Source organism: Pedococcus badiiscoriae, assembly GCF_013408925.1.
Lineage (GTDB): Bacteria > Actinomycetota > Actinomycetes > Actinomycetales > Dermatophilaceae > Pedococcus > Pedococcus badiiscoriae.
The window spans coordinates 2,208,801-2,227,719 of sequence record NZ_JACCAB010000001.1; the positions used below are offsets into that span (position 1 = coordinate 2,208,801).

At 70.1% G+C, this 18,919-nt stretch carries 19 protein-coding genes; 14 read left to right on the forward strand and 5 right to left on the reverse strand.

Annotated elements, in window-relative coordinates:
• The 4 genes from BJ986_RS10550 to BJ986_RS10565 are packed head-to-tail and all read left to right on the forward strand — an operon-like array spanning nucleotide 1 to nucleotide 3,630.
• On the forward strand, nucleotides 1–1,104 hold the full coding sequence (locus tag BJ986_RS10550; RefSeq protein ID WP_337795141.1) for an adenylate/guanylate cyclase domain-containing protein: 1,104 nt from the start codon (nucleotides 1–3) through the stop codon (nucleotides 1,102–1,104).
• Entirely contained in the window at nucleotides 1,101–1,889 is a 789-nt protein-coding gene (locus BJ986_RS10555) for an enoyl-CoA hydratase/isomerase family protein (protein ID WP_179421941.1), read from the forward strand. Before BJ986_RS10550 ends, BJ986_RS10555 begins: the two co-directional genes overlap by 4 nt.
• A 30-nt stretch (nucleotides 1,890–1,919) precedes the next feature.
• Nucleotides 1,920–2,597 carry a response regulator transcription factor gene (locus BJ986_RS10560; protein WP_179421942.1) on the forward strand — a complete coding sequence of 226 codons (678 nt, stop codon included), beginning with the start codon at nucleotides 1,920–1,922 and terminating at the stop codon, nucleotides 2,595–2,597.
• A gap of 10 nt (nucleotides 2,598–2,607) precedes the next feature.
• Nucleotides 2,608–3,630: a sensor histidine kinase gene (locus BJ986_RS10565; RefSeq protein ID WP_179421943.1), complete on the forward strand. Its 1,023-nt coding sequence runs from the start codon at nucleotides 2,608–2,610 to the stop codon at nucleotides 3,628–3,630.
• An 18-nt stretch (nucleotides 3,631–3,648) separates the two neighbouring features.
• Here the strand turns inward: BJ986_RS10565 and BJ986_RS10570 are convergent, their stop codons facing one another.
• On the reverse strand, nucleotides 3,649–4,158 hold the full coding sequence (locus BJ986_RS10570; RefSeq protein ID WP_337795142.1) for a GtrA family protein: 510 nt from the start codon (nucleotides 4,156–4,158) through the stop codon (nucleotides 3,649–3,651).
• A 39-nt stretch (nucleotides 4,159–4,197) separates the two neighbouring features.
• Here BJ986_RS10570 and BJ986_RS10575 point away from each other — a divergent pair, with 39 nt between their 5' ends.
• The gene (locus BJ986_RS10575) at nucleotides 4,198–5,406 is read left to right on the forward strand and encodes a 5-(carboxyamino)imidazole ribonucleotide synthase (RefSeq protein ID WP_179421944.1); all 1,209 of its coding nucleotides are present in this window, start codon (nucleotides 4,198–4,200) and stop codon (nucleotides 5,404–5,406) included.
• On the forward strand, nucleotides 5,403–5,948 hold the full coding sequence (gene purE / locus BJ986_RS10580) for a 5-(carboxyamino)imidazole ribonucleotide mutase (RefSeq protein ID WP_179421945.1): 546 nt from the start codon (nucleotides 5,403–5,405) through the stop codon (nucleotides 5,946–5,948). The genes BJ986_RS10575 and purE overlap by 4 nt, the downstream gene beginning before the upstream one ends.
• A gap of 31 nt (nucleotides 5,949–5,979) precedes the next feature.
• Here purE and BJ986_RS10585 read toward each other — a convergent pair whose 3' ends face one another.
• Nucleotides 5,980–6,435 carry a CoA-binding protein gene (locus BJ986_RS10585; protein WP_179421946.1) on the reverse strand — a complete coding sequence of 152 codons (456 nt, stop codon included), beginning with the start codon at nucleotides 6,433–6,435 and terminating at the stop codon, nucleotides 5,980–5,982.
• 94 nt (nucleotides 6,436–6,529) lie between these two features.
• On the opposite strand from BJ986_RS10585, the gene BJ986_RS10590 reads away from it, so the two are divergent.
• Nucleotides 6,530–7,591: an LLM class F420-dependent oxidoreductase gene (locus BJ986_RS10590; RefSeq protein ID WP_179421947.1), complete on the forward strand. Its 1,062-nt coding sequence runs from the start codon at nucleotides 6,530–6,532 to the stop codon at nucleotides 7,589–7,591.
• An 88-nt stretch (nucleotides 7,592–7,679) separates the two neighbouring features.
• Nucleotides 7,680–8,846, forward strand: a complete 1,167-nt coding sequence (locus BJ986_RS10595) for an acyl-CoA dehydrogenase family protein (protein WP_179421948.1) — start codon at nucleotides 7,680–7,682, stop codon at nucleotides 8,844–8,846.
• A gap of 176 nt (nucleotides 8,847–9,022) precedes the next feature.
• Here BJ986_RS10595 and BJ986_RS10600 read toward each other — a convergent pair whose 3' ends face one another.
• Both BJ986_RS10600 and BJ986_RS10605 read right to left on the reverse strand, forming a co-directional pair.
• Nucleotides 9,023–9,223 carry a hypothetical protein gene (locus BJ986_RS10600; protein WP_179421949.1) on the reverse strand — a complete coding sequence of 67 codons (201 nt, stop codon included), beginning with the start codon at nucleotides 9,221–9,223 and terminating at the stop codon, nucleotides 9,023–9,025.
• A 577-nt stretch (nucleotides 9,224–9,800) separates the two neighbouring features.
• Entirely contained in the window at nucleotides 9,801–10,169 is a 369-nt protein-coding gene (locus tag BJ986_RS10605) for a hypothetical protein (RefSeq protein WP_179421950.1), read from the reverse strand.
• 226 nt (nucleotides 10,170–10,395) lie between these two features.
• On the opposite strand from BJ986_RS10605, the gene BJ986_RS10610 reads away from it, so the two are divergent.
• Nucleotides 10,396–12,042: an alpha/beta fold hydrolase gene (locus BJ986_RS10610; RefSeq protein WP_179421951.1), complete on the forward strand. Its 1,647-nt coding sequence runs from the start codon at nucleotides 10,396–10,398 to the stop codon at nucleotides 12,040–12,042.
• Nucleotides 12,043–12,131: 89 nt separating this feature from the next.
• Here the strand turns inward: BJ986_RS10610 and BJ986_RS10615 are convergent, their stop codons facing one another.
• Nucleotides 12,132–13,304 (reverse strand): LCP family protein, encoded by a 1,173-nt coding sequence (locus BJ986_RS10615; RefSeq protein ID WP_179421952.1) that lies wholly within the window; start codon nucleotides 13,302–13,304, stop codon nucleotides 12,132–12,134.
• 188 nt (nucleotides 13,305–13,492) lie between these two features.
• Between BJ986_RS10615 and BJ986_RS10620 the strand changes: the two genes are divergently transcribed.
• The 5 genes from BJ986_RS10620 (at nucleotide 13,493) to BJ986_RS10640 (ending at nucleotide 18,916) form a co-directional block, all read left to right on the forward strand.
• Entirely contained in the window at nucleotides 13,493–15,040 is a 1,548-nt protein-coding gene (locus BJ986_RS10620; protein ID WP_179421953.1) for an LCP family protein, read from the forward strand.
• 10 nt (nucleotides 15,041–15,050) lie between these two features.
• Nucleotides 15,051–16,046 carry a glycosyltransferase family 2 protein gene (locus BJ986_RS10625; protein WP_179421954.1) on the forward strand — a complete coding sequence of 332 codons (996 nt, stop codon included), beginning with the start codon at nucleotides 15,051–15,053 and terminating at the stop codon, nucleotides 16,044–16,046.
• Between the two features lie 4 nt (nucleotides 16,047–16,050).
• Nucleotides 16,051–17,190: a glycosyltransferase gene (locus BJ986_RS10630; RefSeq protein ID WP_179421955.1), complete on the forward strand. Its 1,140-nt coding sequence runs from the start codon at nucleotides 16,051–16,053 to the stop codon at nucleotides 17,188–17,190.
• Between the two features lie 69 nt (nucleotides 17,191–17,259).
• Nucleotides 17,260–18,147 carry an ABC transporter permease gene (locus BJ986_RS10635; RefSeq protein ID WP_179421956.1) on the forward strand — a complete coding sequence of 296 codons (888 nt, stop codon included), beginning with the start codon at nucleotides 17,260–17,262 and terminating at the stop codon, nucleotides 18,145–18,147.
• Complete coding sequence (locus BJ986_RS10640) at nucleotides 18,125–18,916, forward strand: ABC transporter ATP-binding protein (RefSeq protein WP_337795143.1); 792 nt, start codon at nucleotides 18,125–18,127, stop codon at nucleotides 18,914–18,916. The genes BJ986_RS10635 and BJ986_RS10640 overlap by 23 nt, the downstream gene beginning before the upstream one ends.
• Nucleotides 18,917–18,919: the final 3 nt, after the last annotated feature.

The window sequence follows — 18,919 nt, forward strand, 5'->3', positions numbered from 1 at the left end:
GTGAGCGAGGTTGGCCGGCACCGGGTGGTGCGACCGGAGGACTTCGCGGCGTTGCGCCCTGACGACCTCGAGGCGCGACTGCTCGGCAAGCCGGCCACGATGGCGCGCCGGGACGTCTCCCGCGGCGCGGAGGTGTCGCTGCTGTCGGCCAGGAAGTTCTGGCACGCCCTCGGCTTCCCGAACGTCGAGGACGAGGACGCCATGTTCACCGAGGCCGACCAGTTCGCCCTGGTGGCCGTCGCCCGGCTGGTCCGCGAGCAGGAGCTCGACGAGACCACGGCCCTGGCGATGACGCGGGCATTCGCCCGGACCACGGACCGCCTCGCCGTGTGGCAGACCCAGCTGATGGCCGAGGCCCTGGCCGACCCCGCGCTCGAGGCGGCGCTGGACGAGGCCGATGCCCGGGCGGTGCCGAACCTGGCCGCCGCCGAAGCCGCCGCGCGCAAGCTCACCGACATGGCCGACGAGCTCGAGCCGCTGCTCATCTACGCCTGGCGACGCCACCTCACCGCGGCCATCTCCCGCATGCTGGCCGATGCGGACCCGCAGCAGTCGGCCCAGGGGGTGCGCCGCGTCGTCGGGTTCGCCGACCTGGTCAACTTCACCTCGCTGGTGCGGCGGATGACCGAACGCCAGCTGGCCGTGATGGTGCAGCGGTTCGAGGCCCTGGCGACGGACATCGTGACGGCCCACGGGGGACGCGTCATCAAGACCGTGGGCGACGAGATCCTGTTCGTCACCATCGACGCCGCGCCGGCCGCGGCCGTCGCGCTGGACCTCGTGGAGACGATGGCCGAGGACGAGCTCCTGCCCGACGTGCGGGTGGGCATGGCCGTCGGGCCGGTCCTGTCCCGGCTCGGTGACGTCTTCGGCACCACGGTCAACCGCGCCAGCCGGCTGACCAGCGTGGCGCCGGGTGGGGGCGTGCTCGTGGATGACGCCCTCGCGTCCGCGCTCGCCGCACTGTCCGGCTTCGAGACGACTGCACTGCGTCGTCGCACCCTGCGCGGCATCGGACCGGTCACCCCGAGCGAGCTGCGTCGCGCGGCCGGCGGTCGCCAGGCGACCGCTTCCGCCATCTCCTCCCGAAAGGCTTCCTCATGACAGAGCTGGTCCGGATCGACCACCACGGCGACGGCGGCCACGTGGCCGAGCTCGTCCTCGACCGGCCGGAGGCGATGAACGCCGTCTCCACCGCCATGGCCCAGGCGATCGCCGCGGCGACCGCCGAGCTGAGCCAGGACCCGACGGTCCGGGCGGTGGTGCTGTCCTCGACCCACCCCAGGGCCTTCTGCGTGGGCGCCGACCTCAAGGAGCGCAACTCCTTCACCGACGACGAGCTGCGCGCCCAGCGCCCGCTGGCCCAGGCGGCATACCGGGGGGTGCTGGACCTCCCCGTGCCGGCGATCGCCGCCGTGGACGGCTACGCGCTCGGGGGTGGCTTCGAGCTGGCCCTGTCCTGCGATGTGGTCGTGTGCGGTGAGGACGCGGTGGTGGGTCTGCCCGAGGTGAGTGTCGGGGTGATCCCCGGGGGAGGCGGCACCCAGCTGCTGCCCCGCCGGGTGGGCTGGTCCCGGGCCGCGCAGATGATCTTCACGGCCCAGCGGTATGCCGCCCACGACGCCTGCCGGCTGGGGGCCGTGGACGAGGTGGTGGCGGCCGGGACGGCGCGCGAGCGCGCCCTCGAGCTGGCGACCATGGTCGCGTCGCACTCACCGGTCGGGGTGCGCAGCGCCAAGGCGGCCATGCGGCGCGGCCTGGACACGGACCTCGACGCAGGGCTGCGTATCGAGGACGAGATGTGGGCGGCCACCGCCTTCTCCGGAGACCGCGCCGAGGGGGTCGCGGCTTTCAACGAGAAACGCCGTCCCGTGTGGCCTGGTCGCTGAGATGGGTCCCTACTACATAGCATCACCCTCATGACCCGTGTGCTCCTCGCTGAGGATGACCCTGCCATCTCCGAGCCGCTAGCTCGCGCCCTGCGCCGCGAGGGGTATGACGTGGACGTCCGGGCCGACGGACGGGCCGCGCTGGAGGCATCCTCGGAGAACCCGGACCTGGTGGTCCTCGACCTCGGTCTGCCCTATGTCGACGGGCTCGAGGTGTGCCGTCGGATCCGGGCCGAGGGCCGCACCGTCCCGGTGCTGATCCTCACGGCCCGCGCCGACGAGGTCGACACGGTCGTGGGCCTGGACGCCGGCGCCGACGACTACGTCACCAAGCCGTTCCGGCTGGCCGAGCTGCTGGCCCGGGTGCGCGCGCTGCTGCGGCGCAACCCCACCGACGCACCCTCGGCGCACGAGCTCGTCCGCATCGACCCCGAGGGTCGCAGGGCCTGGTTCAAGGAGCAGGAGCTCCAGCTGACCGCCAAGGAGTTCGACCTCCTGCGGGTGCTGGTGCGCGAGCAGGGCAAGGTCGTCTCCCGCGAGCAGCTGATGCGCGAGATCTGGGAGACCGCGTGGTTCGGCTCGACGAAGACCCTCGACATGCACATCTCGGTGCTGCGTCGAAAGCTCGGCGACGATGCCGCGCAACCCCGGTACATCGCCACCGTCCGGGGGGTCGGGTTCCGGTTCGAGCGCGGCGACGAGATCTGACCGCCTGACGATGCGCCAGCAGCTGATCCGCTCGACGGTCCTCGCGGTGACCCTGGCGATCCTGATCACCATGACCCCGGTGGCGTTCGCCATCTGGCACGCGACGGTCCACGGCAAGGGCACCGTCGCCAAGTGGCTCGAGAACGGCACCCCGACCGCGACGTCGGTCCGGCTGGTGCTCATCGTCGTCGCGCTGGGAGCGGTGGCCCTGGGGGTGGGCGTCCTGGTGGCGATCCGCCAGGCGCACCGGATGTCACGCCCCATCACCCTGCTCGCGGAGCGCGCCGAACGGCTCGGCGCGGGCGAGTCCAGGATCCAGCCGATCAACTCGGGCATCGCCGAGCTGGACCAGGTGTCGGAGGTGCTGTCGCGCAGCGCCCAGCGACTGACCAAGTCACTCGCCTCGGAACGAGATTTCGCTGCGGACGCCTCCCACCAGCTGCGCACCCCCCTCACCGCCCTGCTGATGCGCCTGGAGGAGATCGCCGCCACCGACGACCTCGAGGTGGCCCAGGAGGAGGCCAGCATCGCCATGGACCAGGTCGAGCGCCTGACCAAGGTCGTCGACGACCTGATGGCGCGCACCCGCCGCGGCGGCGACGAGTCCAAGGCCACCGTTTCGCTCGACTCCGTCATCGCGGCCCTGCAGCGGGAGTGGCAGCCGGCGTTCGAGCAGGCACGTCGCAGCGTGCGCGTCCACGGCGAGCGCGGACTGGTTGTCCAGGCCAAGCCGGTCGACCTCTCCCAGGTGCTGTCCACGCTGCTCGAGAACTCCCTCGCCCACGGCCGGGGCACCGTCGACGTCCACGCGCGACGCAGCGGCCCCTCCGTCGTCGTCGAGGTGAGCGACCAGGGTGAGGGGGTCCCGTCCTCGATCGCGCCGCACATCTTCGAACGCTCGGTCACCACGACCGGCACCGGTCTGGGGCTCGCGCTGGCGCGCGACCTGGCCGAGTCCAACGGCGGCAGGCTCGAGCTCATCCAGGCCCAGCCGGCGATCTTCGCGTTGTTCCTCAGCGAGTCCGACGCCTGACCGCTGAAGGGCCGCGGATCAGACCTGCGGTGTCTCCGCCAGCGGCGAGGTGTCCGCGAGCGGCTCCTGCCTGAAGACGAACTGACGATAGGCCCAGAACCGGAACAGCGTCCCGAGGGCGATGCCGACGAGCTTGGCGACGTTCTCCGCCACCAGGCTCTCCTGGCCCAGCACGTGGTGGGAGAAGCCGACGCAGCCCGCCTGGATGAGCAGCGCCACGCCGTTGGTCAGGGCGAACAGGAGCGCCTCGTGGTGGACCGGCCGGTTGTGACGGTGCCGGAAGGTCCACATCCGGTTGCCGATCCAGGCGATGCAGGTCGCGACGGCCGCGGAGATGATCGTCGCGAAGACCGCCCGGGAGATCGGACCGTTGCCGTAGCCGGACAGCGCGGTGCGACGCAGGATGTTGAAGAGCCCGATGTCGACGACGAAGGCCACACCCCCGACGATCCCGAACTTGATCATCTCGCGGTACAGGACGTCGACCGTGCCGCGCAGGCGGGCGACGATGGAGTGGTTCTCGGACACCCGAGGAGCCTATCCGTCCGTGGGCGTTATCCTCGCCGCGTGACGTCACCGCAGCGCGCCCCCGGAGGATTCCCGGTCGTCGGGATCGTCGGCGGGGGTCAGCTGGCGCGGATGTGCGCCGCCCCCGCGGCCGAGCTCGCGATCACGCTCAGCGTCCTCGCCGAGTCGCCGGACGCCGCCGCCGCGCAGGTCATCCCCTCCGCGCCGGTCGGGGACCACACCGACGTCGACGCGGTGCTGGCCTTCGCCAGGGAGTGCGACGTCGTCACCTTCGACCATGAGCACGTCCCGGCCGACGTGTTGGAAGCCCTGGTCGCAGAGGGGATCCCGCTGCACCCGACGCCCCAGGCGCTGCGGTTCGCCCAGGACAAGCTGGCGATGCGTGAGCGGCTCACCGAGATCGGCGTCGCCTGCCCGGACTGGACCCGTGTCGGGACCGCCGCCGAGGTCGATGCCTTCGCCGCCCGGGTCGGGTGGCCGGTCGTTGCCAAGACGCCCCGCGGTGGGTATGACGGCAAGGGCGTGCGGGTGATCGGTTCAGCCGCGGAGGTCGAGGACTGGCTGGCGATGGTCGAGGAGCAGCAGGGGACGTCCGGCCCGCTCGCCGACGGGATCCTGCTCGAGGAGAGGGTCGACTTCGTCCGCGAGCTGGCCGTGCTCATCGCCCGCAGCCCCTCCAACCAGGCCGCCGCGTGGCCGGTCGTCGAGACCGTGCAGACCGACAGCATCTGCACCGAGGTGCTGGCCCCCGCGCCAGACCTGGACCCGGCCCTGGCCGCGCTGGCCACCGAGGCGGGGCTGCGCATCGCCGAGAACCTGGGTGTGACCGGTGTCTTCGCCGTCGAGATGTTCGAGGTGAGGGACCCGGGGACCGGCGCCCCGGGATACGTCGTCAACGAGCTGGCCATGCGCCCGCACAACAGCGGGCACTGGTCCATGGACGGCGCGGTGACCGGCCAGTTCGAGCAGCACCTGCGCGCGGTGCTGGACCTGCCGCTCGGCGCACCCACACCGAGGGAGCCGCACACGGTGATGGCCAACGTGCTCGGGGGCGACTACCCCGAGCTCTACCCGGCCTATCGCCACGTCATGGCCAGGGACCCCGGGCTGAAGGTGCACCTCTACGGCAAGGGCGTCCGCCCCGGCCGCAAGATCGGTCACGTCAACGTCTCCGGCACCGACCTCGCGCAGCTGCGCGAGCGCGCCGCCCACGCGGCCGACTACCTCGCAGGAGTGATCACCGAATGAGCGCATCCGCCACCGGCCCCGCGACCCCGTCGAGCCCGTTGGTCGGACTCGTCATGGGCAGCGACAGCGACTGGCCCGTGATGGAGCTGGCGGCCCAGGCGCTGGAGGAGTTCGGCGTCGCCTACGAGGCCGACGTGGTCTCGGCCCATCGCATGCCCGAGGAGATGATCGCCTACGGGCAGAACGCAGCTGGGCGTGGACTCCGGGTGCTCATCGCGGGTGCGGGCGGGGCGGCTCACCTGCCCGGCATGCTGGCGGCGGTCACGCCGTTGCCGGTCATCGGCGTGCCCGTGCCCCTGAAGTACCTCGACGGCATGGACTCCCTGCTCTCGATCGTCCAGATGCCTGCCGGTGTCCCCGTCGCGACGGTCTCCATCGGCGGGGCCCGCAACGCCGGGCTGCTGGCGGCGCGCATCCTCGCCGCCGGTGAGGGGGAGTATGCCGCGCGGCTGCGTGAGCGGATGAGCGCCTTCCAGGCCGACCTGCGCGACCAGGCCCACGCCAAGGGAGCGGCTCTGCGGGCACGGCGCGGCGGCTCCTGACCGGCAGCGCCGGGCGCAACCCCGGCGGGGCCTAACGCGCCATTCCAGCCGAGCGGACGCCGCGCCACTCGATCCGCGGGCAGGTGTCCATCACGACGTCCAGCCCGGCGGCGCGAGCGCGGTCGGCGGCGGCCTCGTCCACGACACCGAGCTGCATCCAGATCGCGTCGATCTTCAACCGGTCCTTGTTGGCGATCGCCTCGTCCACGACGGCCCCGACGTGCTCGGAGTTGACGAAGCAGTCGACGACCTTGATGTCCGTGCCGTCGGGGATGTCGGACAACGAGGCGTAGCCCTGTTCGCCGTGCACGACCTCGGCCTTGGGGTGGACCGGGATCAGACCCTTGCCGAGCTCGACCTTGAGCCACCGCGAGACCCCGAACGCCTCACGCTCCTGGTTGTCCGAGAGGCCGACGACCACCCAGATGCCGGGGTCGATCAGGAGCTCGCGGATGAGGTCGGGGTCGTTCTGGTGACGAAAACTCATGATCTCAGCATCACACGGTGAGGAGCCGATGGGGAGAGCCGAGACGTGGGGCCTTGGGCAGTGGGCCGCGGGGGAAGGCAGTAACGTCGCCACCATGAAGTTCGGACTGTTCGTGCCACAGGGCTGGCGCATGGATCTTGTCGGGATCGACCCCAGCCAGCACTGGGGCGTGATGGCCGGGCTGGCGCGACGGGCCGACGCCAACGAGGACTGGTCCTCGATCTGGGTGTTCGACCACTTCCACACAGTGCCGATCCCCAGCGAGGAGGCGACTCACGAGGCGTGGACGCTGATGGCCGCCTTCGCCGCTGTCACCGGACGCGTGCGCCTGGGGCAGATGTGCACCTGCATGGCCTACCGGAACCCCGCCTACCTCGCCAAGGTCGCCGCCACGGTCGACATCATCTCCGAGGGTCGGCTCGAGATGGGCATCGGGGCTGGCTGGTACGAGCACGAGTGGCGCGCCTACGGCTACGGGTTCCCGCGTGCCGGCGAGCGCCTGCGGGCCCTGGACGAGGGGGTCCAGATCTTCCGCCAGATGTGGACGACCGGCACGGCGACGCTGGACGGCACGCACTTCCAGGTCGACGGCGCCCGCTGCTACCCCCAGCCCCTGCAGGGCACTTCGGCTCCCGGCTCCAAGCACAACGGCATCCCGATGTGGATCGCCGGCGGCGGCGAGAAGAAGACGCTGCGGATCGCGGCGCAGTACGCCGACTACACCAACTTCGACCCCAGCCCGGAGGGTTTCGCGTACAAGAGTGCGGTCCTCAAGGGGCATTGTGACGACCTCGGGCGCGACTTCGGCGAGATCGTCCGCAGCGTCAACCTCAACGTGTTCATCGGCAGTGACGAGCGGGAGGTCGAGGAGCGCTTCAGGGTGGTGCGGGAGCGACTGCTGTCCGTCGGCTCACCGCAGGCGCGGGTCGACCAGCTGCTCGCTGAGTACCGCAGCCAGGCGACGGTCGGGACACCGGAGCAGATCGTCGAGAAGCTCACCGCGTTGCAGGACCTCGGCATGACGTACGCGATCCTCAACTTCCCCGAGGCGGCGTACGACACGACCGGGATGGCGATGTTCGAGCGCGACGTGATGCCCGAGCTGCTCGACCGCGAGGAGCACGGGCACCTCTGGCACCTGTCGCGCCGTCGCTGAACGGGCCGTCTGCGCGGGCCCCCGCAGTGTCCGGCGCCACACCCGTCGCCGGCACGCGACGGCATACCAGCGGGTAACCTGAGGGACTGTGAGCACCGGTAACCGCGACTTCGACCTGTTCAGGATCTCCGAGGACCACGAGGCCCTCCGGGAGGCGGTGCGCGCCGTCGCCGAGGACAAGATCGCGCCGTACGCCGCGGCCGTGGACGAGGACGCGCGGTACCCGCAGGAGGCGCACGACGCCCTGGTGGCCTCGGACTTCTTCGCCCCGCACATCGCCGAGGAGTTCGGTGGGGTCGGCGCCGACGCGCTCGCGACGTGCATCGTCATCGAGGAGGTCGCCCGCGTCGACGCCTCCGCCTCGCTCATCCCGGCCGTCAACAAGCTGGGCAGCATGCCGCTGATCCTGGCCGCGAACGACGACGTGAAGAAGCGCTACCTCACGCCGCTGGCGGAGGGGAGGACGACGTTCTCCTACGGCCTCTCCGAGCGGGAGGCCGGCTCCGACACCGCCGCCATGAAGACGCGCGCGCGGCGCGACGGTGACGACTGGGTCGTCAACGGGCAGAAGTCCTGGATCACCAACGCCGGGGTCTCCGAGTACTACACCGTGCTCGCGGTGACCGACCCGGACGGCAAGCGCGGCAACAACGTGACCGCGTTCGTGCTGGAGAAGTCCGACGAGGGCTTCACCTTCGGGGAGAAGGAGCGCAAGCTCGGCATCAAGGGCTCCCCGACCCGCGAGCTCCACTTCGACAACGTCCGCATCCCCGGCGACCGCATCGTGGGTGCCGAGGGCGAGGGCCTCAAGATCGCGCTCGCGACCCTCGACCACACCCGGGTCACCATCGGGGCGCAGGCAGTCGGGATCGCGCAGGGGGCGCTGGACTTCGCGGTCTCCTACGTCAAGGAGCGCAAGCAGTTCGGCAAGCACATCGCCGAGTTCCAGGGCATCCAGTTCATGCTCGCCGACATGGCGATGGCCGTCGAGGCGGCCCGCCAGATGGTCTACGTCGCGGCCGCCAAGTCCGAGCGCGGTGACAAGGACCTGCCCTTCTTCGGCGCGGCCGCCAAGTGCTACGCCTCGGACGTCGCGATGCAGGTGACCACCGACGCGGTCCAGCTGCTCGGTGGCGCGGGCTACGTGCGCGACTTCCCCGTCGAGCGCATGATGCGCGACGCCAAGATCACCCAGATCTACGAGGGCACCAACCAGATCCAGCGCATCGTGATGGCCCGCCAGATCCTGAAGTAGTCACACGCGACCCGGGATGCGCGAGCCGGGCCGCACGCCGAAGGCAGTCATAGGCCGTCAACGGGCTGCCCTCAGGCCTCGCCGCTGTGGACGTCCCCCTTGTCTGAACGCCGATCTCATGGCGGCGCGATCGTGTGCTTTTCCGGGGGCTGAGTGGGGCGCACGTGCGTCGGGAGTCAGGGGCGGCGGCGCAGCAGCGCTCGTGTGCGCCATGTCAGCCGCCCGAAGCGCGGGACTGGGATGAACAGGTAGGTCGCCAACCCGGCGTAGGCGCTCTCGTGCCTGTGGGCGGCCAAGGAGGTCGCCCAGGCGGTCCCGAGGCTGAAGACCACTGCCAGGGCCGCGAACATGGCCCAGCGAAGGCGCGGGCGCTCCATGGTCGCGAGTCGTTGGTCCAACGAAACGGCCGCGCGAGTGGGGTTGCGACGAAGCTCCTCGTGCTGGCTTTCTCGTACCCGGTGGATCCACGTGCCGCTGATGAGCAGGGCTCCAGCAAGCGCCAGAGGCAGGGCAACGCCGGCGCGGGCGCCCGGACTGAGGCCCACGAGAAACTGGGCGCCGGAGCTCGCGAAGAGTAGGACAGCTCCAGCGACCCTGTACGGCCATCGTCCCCAGCGCGAACCATCACCCATGGCGCAACCCACTCTCCCCCTTGGCCACGCGAGTAAGGCACCGCTGGCCGGACCACGGGGAGCTCTCCGTATTTGGGCCCTGTGCATCCCCGATTCATTCATCGGCAGACCGCGCGGATCGCCGCATGATCGGACGTTTCCATAGGTGGCATAGAGCCGCCAACTCTCGCCAAGGGATCGTGATCGGCGTCGACGCGATAGCGGCAAGCGACGCGTCGCAACCCGCCGCCACCCCCGGGAGGGGTGACGAGTCCCCTGGCTTCTGGCGGCGCTTGTTCCGCCGGTAGCCAAGCACTCAACGCGGCATGAGCGAGCTTTTCGATCACCCGCCGGTGGTGAACTGGAAGATCGCGTTGAGCACCAGGAAGACCCAGAACCCGAGCATCAGCCACCACGGAGCCCACACGGCGGTGACCATCGGCCCCTGGGGCAGTCCAGCAGTCTCAGCCCACCTACTGAGATAGGCGCGGGACAGACGGGTCGCCGATGCGACCTCTGACAACCACGGAACGTGACCCTTCTCATCAGGTCTCGGGTCTTCGTCAACCACGCGATCGCCCAGCCTGAGGATCGCGACGGCAGCAGCCGCCCCAACTCCGAAGGGAACAGCACTCCAGCTTGCCTTGTCGTCGAGCCACGTGGTCAGCCCACCACCGGCAACGACGAGCCAACCCGGAAGCGCGCTGACCACCAAGGTGAGTCTGGGAGATGCCGCGTGAGCTTGCGATGGCATGCGATGCAGCATGGCATGGCCATAGCCATCAGAAGTCCGCTCATCGGCATGTCCCACAACCGCGAGCGCCGAAGCGCGGCAGGAGAACCCGGGTCATCTGGGGGTGTACATGCCGTGCATGCGGTGCGACTCTGACCCAGAGCACCCGGCCCGGGGGAGACGGGCCCCAATCGGGGAGAGAACCATGAACAGGAAGCTCGGTATCGTCGGCGCAGCCGGCATCGTCGCAGGGCTGATGCTCGCCAGCGCGCCCGCGCAGGCACAGAGCAGCGCACCGTCGCCCGCTGCCCGCACCCACGTCGCGGCATACGTCCCGCCGCCCATCGCGTGGGGCCCGTGCAGCAGCTCGACGCTGCAGCAGTTCGGCGCCCAGTGCGGCATGCTGACCGTCCCCTTGGACTACGCGCACCCGGCCGGCACCAAGATCCAGCTCGCGGTGTCACGGGTGACGCACACGACCCCCAGCTCGCAGTACCAGGGAGTGGTGCTGGTCAACCCAGGCGGCCCGGGTGGCTCCGGTCTCGTGTACTCCATCTTCCAGTCGTTCATCCCGAACGACGGGGGCATGTCCTATGACTGGATCGGCTTCGACCCGCGCGGTGTCGGGTCCAGCGTCCCGTCCCTGACCTGCGACGGAAACTACTTCGGCTTCAACCGGCCCTCGTTCGTTCCGGTCAACGAGCGGGTTGAGCACGCGTGGTTGGTCAAGACCCGGAACTACACCAGGGCGTGCAAGGCGGCCGGAGGGGCGCTGCTGGAGCATCTCAAGACGACCGACTCGGTCGCCGACATGGAAAGCATCCGGATCGCGCTGGGGCAGTCGAAGATCAACTACTACGGGTTCTCGTACGGCACCTACCTGGGCCAGGTGTACGCCACGCTGCACCCGAACCGGGTTCGCCGGTTCATCTTGGACTCGAACGTCGACCCGCGCCGCGTCTGGTACCAGGCCAACCTCGACCAGGACTACGCCTTCGACAAGAACCTGGGTATCTACCTGAACTGGGTCGCGGCCCACGACAGCAGCTACCACCTGGGGACCAGCGGCGCCGCGCTGCTCAGGACCTACTACCGCGTCCTGAACCGGCTGCGGACCCACCCCCAGGCCGGTGGCCTTGTCGGGCCGGACGAGTGGACTGACGCCATCGTCCCGGCCGCGTACTACGTGTATGGCTGGGACACCACAGCCCAGGCCATTGCTGCGGCAGTCAACGGCGGTGACTTCACCGCCATCCGTGACCTGTATGTCAGCTCGACCGGTGGCCAGGGTCCGGGGGCCGACAACGGGTACGCCGTGTACCTGGCCGTGCAGTGCTCGGACGTCCGGTGGCCCCAGGCGTGGTCGACGTGGGAGAGGGACAACAACCGGGTGTACTCGCGGGCGCCGTTCCTGACCTGGGACAACGCCTGGTACAACGCCCCGTGCCGCGGTTGGGGTGCCAAGCCGGGCACGCCGGTGACGGTCAACGGTCAGCGGTCGCCGGCGATGCTGCTGGTCGATGAGACCAACGACGCCGCCACCCCGTACGCCGGCAGCCTGTACGTCCGCAGCATCTTCCCGAAGTCAGTGCTCATCGAAGGAGTCGGCGGCACCACCCACGCGGGTTCGCTGTCGGGAGTGGCCTGCACCGACGACAAGATCGCGGCTTACCTGGCGACGGGTGCGCTGCCGAAGCGGGTGTCCGGCAACCGCTCGGACGTGCAGTGCGCGCCGGTGCCGCCGCCCACGCCGACCGTCGCGGCCGCGACCGCAAGCCGGAAGGCCACCACGAAGCCGGCGCGGGTCGGGACCCTTCGGCAGGTTCTCGGACCCATCGGCCGAGACCGCTGACAGCAAGGACAACTGACCGCTGACAGCAAGAAGACTGGTGGGGCGCCCGCGCGGCATACCTGGTCGGCTCAGCCGAGGGGCGATGGTGCTCAGCCTCCGGAGGGCTTGCCGTTCGTGCCGGCGGGGGGCGCCTCGAGGGGCTGGTCGTTGCGCAGCATGGTGAACAGCGCCTTGGCGCGCTGGGTGTCCCACTTGACCGAGTCGCCTGCCGACGTCTGGTAGTTCACGCTCTGGATCGGGACGACGAGGCTGAGTCCCTGCCCCTTGGAGACCGCCCGCATGGCCAGCAGCACCCGGGTGGCGTCACGCAGGGAGGTGTCCTGCCCGACGATCAGGCCCTGGGCCGCGGCATGCGTGAAGCCCCAGTAGCGCGTCGGGATGAGCACGGTGGCAGGCGTCAGGGCCTGCTTCATGATGGCGGCGAGGAACTGACGCTGCCGTTCCGCGCGCCCGATGTCCCCGCGCGGGTCCGAGTAGCGGGCCCGGACGAAGCCCAGGGCGTTCTTGCCGTCGAGGACCTGGCAGCCCTTCTGCAGGTTGATGCCGGCCTTGTGGTCGTCCATGTGGAAAGGCACGCAGATGTTGACGCCGCCGACGCTGTCCACCACGGAGGCGAAGCCCGCGAAGCCGATCTCGACGTACCCATCGATGTGCAGGTCGGTGACGTGCTCGATGGTCTGCACCAGCAGGTTGGGCCCGCCGAACGCGAAGGCGGCATTGATCTTGTTGCTGCCGTGTCCCGGGATCGGCACGTAGCTGTCGCGGGGGATGGAGATGAGGGCGGGCTTGCCGCCGTCCTGCGGGACGTGGACCAGGATGATCGAGTCGGTTCGGCGTCCGACCGCCTTGCCGGTCCTGAGCTCCCTGCGCTGGGCCGCGGTGAGGCCGGCGCGGCTGTCCGAGCCGACGAGCAGGTAGTTGAAGCCCTTGGTGTCAGCCGGGCGGGTCCCAGCGGGTGTGGTGTCGACCTTGGCCACGGCGTTCCAGGCGTGCAGGGGGGTGAAGATCATGAACGCCAGCCACGCCGCCACGAGCACCAGCACGATGCGCACGACGGGGAGACGGCGCCGCCGAGGCCCTTCGTCGCGTGCCTCGTCCGGCGCTCCCGGTCCGGACCGCGCTCGCCGACGGCCGCGGACGTCGACGGTGTACACCCCGTCTGCGGTGCCCGCTTCGGTCCCGTCGTAACCCCGACGGTCTCCGCCGGCGTCCCGCTGGGGGATGGCTCGTGCGTCGTCCGGGCGGGTCTGGCGTCCAGTCATGCTGTCCAGTCTCGGGTGCGAGCATGCAGGCTGGCAAAACGCCTCGACGGCCGGAGCTGGTGGTCCGGGTGACCGGAAACCGTCTCGAACCCCCGCAAAGCCGCCGGTCATCGCTCTGGCTGGCGCGACACTCGGTAAATCACACGCGTCACAGAAATCACACTGGTGTACCCCGATACTGGTCGACCATGAGGGCCACCGAGGTCGCGTCGACGCGTGAAGAGACTGGTTTGTACGTGTCCGAGCGCAGCACCACGGCCCTGGCCGACGGCGGGGTGCTCACCCCACGGATGCGACGGCGGCGCGCCTTCGCCCTCGTCCTGCTGACCCTCGTGTTGCCGGGTAGCGCCCAGCTCGTCGCCGGTCGTCGTGACCTCGGGCGCTTCGCACTGCGGGTCTGGGGTCTGGTCGTGGGGGTCTGCCTGCTGGTCGGCGTCGTCTTCCTGGTGCAGCGCTCCCTGGCCCTCAGTCTCTTCAGCCGGGGTGCTGTCCTGACGTTCGTGGAGTCGGTCTTCTTCGCCCTGGCCGCACTCTGGGCGCTGTTGTTCCTCGACGCGTGGCGGCTGGGACAGCCGACCACCCTCGTCGTCCGGGCCCGCCGCTGGCTGACCGCCATCACCGCGGTGCTCCTGGTCATGACCTCGGGCAGCCTGGTCTACGCGGCCTCCAACGTGGGTGCCGGACGCGACGCGCTCGACTCGATGTTCCAGGGCACCACGGCCGCCAAGGCGACCAAGGGCCGCTACAACATCCTGGTGCTCGGAGGCGACTCCGGGGCCGACCGCGTCGGGACCCGGCCCGACAGCATCCAGCTCGTCAGCGTGGATGCCACGACGGGGCGGGCGGTCACGTTCGGCTTCTCCCGCGACACCGAGAACATCAACTTCCGCCCCGGCTCGACGATGAAGCGGCTGATGCCGGCGGGGTGGAACTGCGGCGACCAGTGCCTGCTCAACGGCCTGTTCACGTGGGCCACGGACCACAAGGCGATGTTCCCCCCGGGGACCCGGGACCCCGGTGTCCTGGCGACGAGGGAGGCGGTCGAAGCGCTGTCGGGCCTCGATGTGCAGTACTTCGTGCTCATCGACCTGCGAGGTTTCAGCGGTCTGATCGACGCGCTGGGTGGGCTCGACGTGAACGTCCAGAAGCGCACCCCGATCGGAGGTGGCACGTCACGGATCAGCGGATGGATCGAGCCCGGCCTCCAGCACCTTGATGGCACCCACGCGCTCTGGTACGCCCGGGCCCGTGAGGGCTCGTCGAACTACGACCGGATGGCGCGTCAGCGCTGCGTGATGACCGCGATGGTGCAACAGGTCGACCCGCAGGCCCTGGTGCTCCACTTCGCCGGCATCGCCGCCGCGACCAAGGGCGTGCTCAAGACAGACCTGCCCCAGTCCGAGCTCGGCTACTTTGCCGACCTGGCCCTGAAGACCCGCGCGCAGAAGATCAAGAGCGTCAACTTCGTCCCGCCCCTGATCAAGCCGTGGCACTACGACCCGGCCATCATCCGGTCCACGGTGGCCTCGACGATCCAGGCCTCGGAGGACGGGACCAGCGCCTCGGAGTCAGTGGCCCGCAAGGCTGCCGCGGGCTCGGCGTCCGCGGCCCGCTCGGGTACCACAGCGGGGACGCCCAGCGCGGCCACCCCGGCGCCCGATGCCTCGGTCGGGACGCCGAGCGCCCCCGCGAACGCGAAGACCACCGACCTCGGCGGGATCTGTTCTGCGGGATGATCGTGTCCTCATGAGCTCCCATCCCCCCGCCGAGACCCCCGCCCACGCACCATCCGTCAGCGTCATCGTGCCCGTGCTCAACGAGGAACGACACCTGCGCGACGCCGTGGAGATGATCCTCGCCCAGGACTACCCCGGCCCCCTCGAGGTCGTGCTGGCGCTGGGCCCCTCGAGGGACCGCACCGATGCGGTGGCCGCAGAGCTCGCGGCGGCCGACCCCCGCGTGCGCACCGTGCCGAACCCGAGCGGGAAGACGCCGAACGGCCTCAACGCCGCCATCGCGGCCTCTCGGCACGAGGTCGTGGCGCGGGTTGACGGGCACGCCGAGATCCCCACCGACTACGTCGCGACGGCGGTGGCCGAGCTGACCCGCGTGGATGCCGACAACGTCGGGGGACTGATGCTGGCCGAGGGTCGTACGGCGTTCGAGCGGGCCGTGGCGTGTGCGATGCGCAGCCCCATCGGCGTCGGCAACGCCCGGTTCCACGTCGGGGGCGGCGCAGGCGAGGCCGACACGGTGTACCTCGGCGTCTTCCGGCGCAGTGCCCTGGAACGGGTGGGTGGGTACGACGAGCACTTCGCCCGCGCCCAGGACTGGGAGATGAACCACCGGATCCGGCAGACGGGCGGCCGGGTGTGGTTCACGCCCGACCTCAAGGTGACCTACCGCCCGCGGAGCACGTTCGCGGCGCTGGGCAAGCAGTACTTCTACTACGGGCGCTGGCGCCGCGTCGTGGCCAGGCACCACGTCGGCACCATCAACGTCCGCTACCTGGCACCGCCGGTCATGGTGGCCGGCACGACGGTCGCCATCGCGGCAGGCTTCCTGTGGTGGCCCGCCTGGCTGGTGCCCGCGGCATACGGCGTCGCCATCACGGCCGGTGGCCTGGCGATCAGCAGCGGTGAGTCGCTGCGCACCCGCCTCCTGACCCCCCTCGCGCTCGGCGTCATGCACTGGTCGTGGGGGATCGGATTCATCACGAGCCCACCCGGACTGGCACGCTGACCCCATGCGCGTTCTCATGCTCGTGGCCACCTCGGTGGCCACCGACACCAGGGTGCTCCGTGAGGCGGCCACCCTGGTCGCCGACGGACACGAGGTGCACATCGTCGGCAAGAGCGTGCCCACCGACTTCTCGCCGCCACCCGGGGTGACCGTGTCCAGCGTCGGCACCTCATCGGTGTTCCGGGCCGAGGGCGCCGAGTCGGCCGGCCACCGCAGGCTCGCGCCGCACCTGCGGCTGGCCCGCTGGGTCCTGCTTCCACAGCACCGCAACTCCGCCTTCGGGCGGTGGGCGCAGGGCGCGGTGGCGGATGCGCGGGCCCGCAGCTTCGACGTCGTCCACGCCCACGACTTCACCGCCCTCGAGGCGGGGGCGACGCTGGCCGAACACCGTGGCGTGCCGCTCGTCTACGACAGCCACGAGCTCTGGGCCGGCCGTCCGCGGCAGTACCGCCCCACCCCGGTGCAGGACTGGCGCGAACGCCGCGTCGAGGCGCGCCTCGGCGCCAGGGCGGCCGCGGTCGTGACGGTGGGGGAGGGCGTCGCCGACGTCCTGCGGCGGCGTTACGGGTGGTCCCACGTGGTCGTCGTGCGCAACACCTTCGAGGCCGTCGAGGGTGGCCCGCCCGCCACCCCCACGGCAGCGGTGTATGCCGGTCGGCTGGCTCCCTACCGCGAGCTCGAGGTGATCGCGCAGGCGTCGCGCACCAGCCCGCTGCCGATCACGCTCGTGGGGCCGAGCGACCCGTCCTGGCTGGCCCGCTTCGAGCCCGGTGACACGACCGTCCGCAGCGCGGTCGGGGTGGCGGAGGTCACCCACCTCCTCCAGGAGGCCGGCATCGCCCTCGTCACGCACGGTGACAACTTCGACAACCTGCGCCTCGCCCTGCCGAACAAGGCCTTCCAGGCCGTCGCGGCGGGGGTGCCCGTCGTTGCCACGGACGTGGGGGAGCTGGCGGCCCTGGTGCGCGAGCACGGGATCGGCGCGCTCTACGCCCCCGGCGACGCGGCGGGGCTGGTCCGCGCCATCGAGTCGGTCGTCGCGGACTACCCGCGCTGGTGCGCCCAGGTGGCGTCGGCGAGATCAGCCCTAGGGTGGGAAGTGGATGCCCAGAGGTTGCGCGAGGTCTACCACCGCGTGGCCTGAGGGCCGTCGCGGGTCGTCTAGACTCTGTCGGTCGGTGACGGCCGATGGGCGAAATCGAGAGCGAGGAAAATGAGCAGCGATCACCAAGTGGTGCTCAGCGAACCGGAGAACCAGTTCACGACGACACACCACGTCTACGAACCACACCGGGCAGGCATCCCTCCGTTGCGCTCCTACGCGACCGAGCTCTTCCGCCGCCGTGAGTTCGCGGCGGAGATGTCGCGCTCGAACCTTCGTGCGGCCAACTCCACGACGGTGTTCGGACAGATCTGGCTGATCCTCAACCCGCTGCTGCTCGCCGGCGTGTACTTCGTCCTCGTGCAGGTGCTGAGCGGTGGCAACCGCGGACTCGAGTTCTTCGCCAAGCTGACCGCGGGACTGTTCACGTTCTACTTCGTGGCCGGCTCGATGTCGACGGGCGCCGCCTCCGTCGTCAGTGGCGGCAAGCTCCTGATGAACACCGCGTTCCCCCGACTCCTGATGCCGTTCTCGGCCGTGCGCACCGCGTTCTTCCGGTTCCTGCCGACCGCCTTCGTCTACTTCGTCTTCCACATCGCGGCGGGGCGCCCCTGGAGGCTCGCGACGCTGGCAGCCTTGCCCTTCCTCCTGCTGCTGGTCATCTTCTCGCTCGGGCTCGCGTCGTTCTTCGCGACGATGCAGGTGTACTTCCGCGACACCACCAGCTTCATGCCGTACGTCAACCGCATCTGGCTCTACCTCTCGCCGGTGCTGTGGACGCTCGACGGCGTGCCGCACCGGTTCCAGCGCTTCACCGACGTGCTCGTGGTGATCAACCCGTTGTTCTCCCTGCTGGGCGGTTTCAGCCAGGCGCTGGTCGACGGGGTGGTGCCGGAGCTCAAGGTCTGGCTGATCGCGATGGCGTGGGCTTTCGGCACGTTCGCCATCGGTACGTTGTTCTTCATGTCGAGGGAGCGTGAGTTCGCTGTCCGCCTCTAGCCACAACTCGGTGGTCAAGGTCGAGAACCTCTCGATCACCTACCGAACCACGTTCGAACGGGTGCCCACGTTCAAGAACGCCATCACCCGCTTGGGCCATGGCCAGCGCGCGGTCCGCGAGATCCAGGCGCTCAAGAACGTCAGCTTCGACGTGCCCGACGGCACCGCCCTCGGCATCATCGGCAACAACGGCGCCGGCAAGTCGACCCTCATGCGGGCCATGGCGGGGATCCTGCCGCCCACCGAGGGGCGCATCGAGGTCCACGGCCGGGTCAGTCCGCTGCTCTCGCTCGGCGTCGGCTTCAACGCCCAGCTCTCCGGTCGCGAGAACATCATCCTGGGTGGTCTGGCCAGCGGGCTGTCGCGCAAGGCTGTCGCTGCCCGTGCCGAGCAGGTCACGGAGTTCGCGGACCTGCAGGAGTTCATCGACGCCCCGATGCGCACCTACTCCTCGGGCATGTACAGCCGGCTGGGCTTCTCGGTCGCCGTGCACATGGACCCCGACATCCTCATGATCGACGAGGCACTGTCCGCCGGGGACGCCTCCTTCAAGTCCAAGGCCGCCGCGAAGATGGCCGAGCTGCGCTCCAACGCCCGCGCCTTCTTCCTCGTGAGCCACTCGCTGTCCTCGATCAACGAGCTGTGCAACGACGCCATCTGGCTGCACAAGGGCCAGGTGATGATGCGGGGCACGCCCGAGGAAGTCACCGAGAAGTACACCGAGTTCGTCAACGTGGGCCAGTCCGCCGTCGTCCTCGAGGACCTGTGACCT

Bases quoted from the DNA above. Each gene is read 5' to 3' on its own strand.
- BJ986_RS10555 (WP_179421941.1), top strand. From the start codon at position 1,101: ATGACAGAGCTGGTCCGGATCGACCACCACGGCGACGGCGGCCACGTG.
- BJ986_RS10560 (WP_179421942.1), top strand. From the start codon at position 1,920: ATGACCCGTGTGCTCCTCGCTGAGGATGACCCTGCCATCTCCGAGCCG.
- BJ986_RS10565 (WP_179421943.1), top strand. From the start codon at position 2,608: ATGCGCCAGCAGCTGATCCGCTCGACGGTCCTCGCGGTGACCCTGGCG.
- purE (WP_179421945.1), top strand. From the start codon at position 5,403: ATGAGCGCATCCGCCACCGGCCCCGCGACCCCGTCGAGCCCGTTGGTC.
- BJ986_RS10585 (WP_179421946.1), bottom strand. From the start codon at position 6,435: ATGAGTTTTCGTCACCAGAACGACCCCGACCTCATCCGCGAGCTCCTG.
- BJ986_RS10590 (WP_179421947.1), top strand. From the start codon at position 6,530: ATGAAGTTCGGACTGTTCGTGCCACAGGGCTGGCGCATGGATCTTGTC.
- BJ986_RS10600 (WP_179421949.1), bottom strand. From the start codon at position 9,223: ATGGAGCGCCCGCGCCTTCGCTGGGCCATGTTCGCGGCCCTGGCAGTG.
- BJ986_RS10610 (WP_179421951.1), top strand. From the start codon at position 10,396: ATGAACAGGAAGCTCGGTATCGTCGGCGCAGCCGGCATCGTCGCAGGG.
- BJ986_RS10615 (WP_179421952.1), bottom strand. From the start codon at position 13,304: ATGACTGGACGCCAGACCCGCCCGGACGACGCACGAGCCATCCCCCAG.
- BJ986_RS10620 (WP_179421953.1), top strand. From the start codon at position 13,493: ATGAGGGCCACCGAGGTCGCGTCGACGCGTGAAGAGACTGGTTTGTAC.
- BJ986_RS10625 (WP_179421954.1), top strand. From the start codon at position 15,051: ATGAGCTCCCATCCCCCCGCCGAGACCCCCGCCCACGCACCATCCGTC.
- BJ986_RS10630 (WP_179421955.1), top strand. From the start codon at position 16,051: ATGCGCGTTCTCATGCTCGTGGCCACCTCGGTGGCCACCGACACCAGG.
- BJ986_RS10635 (WP_179421956.1), top strand. From the start codon at position 17,260: ATGAGCAGCGATCACCAAGTGGTGCTCAGCGAACCGGAGAACCAGTTC.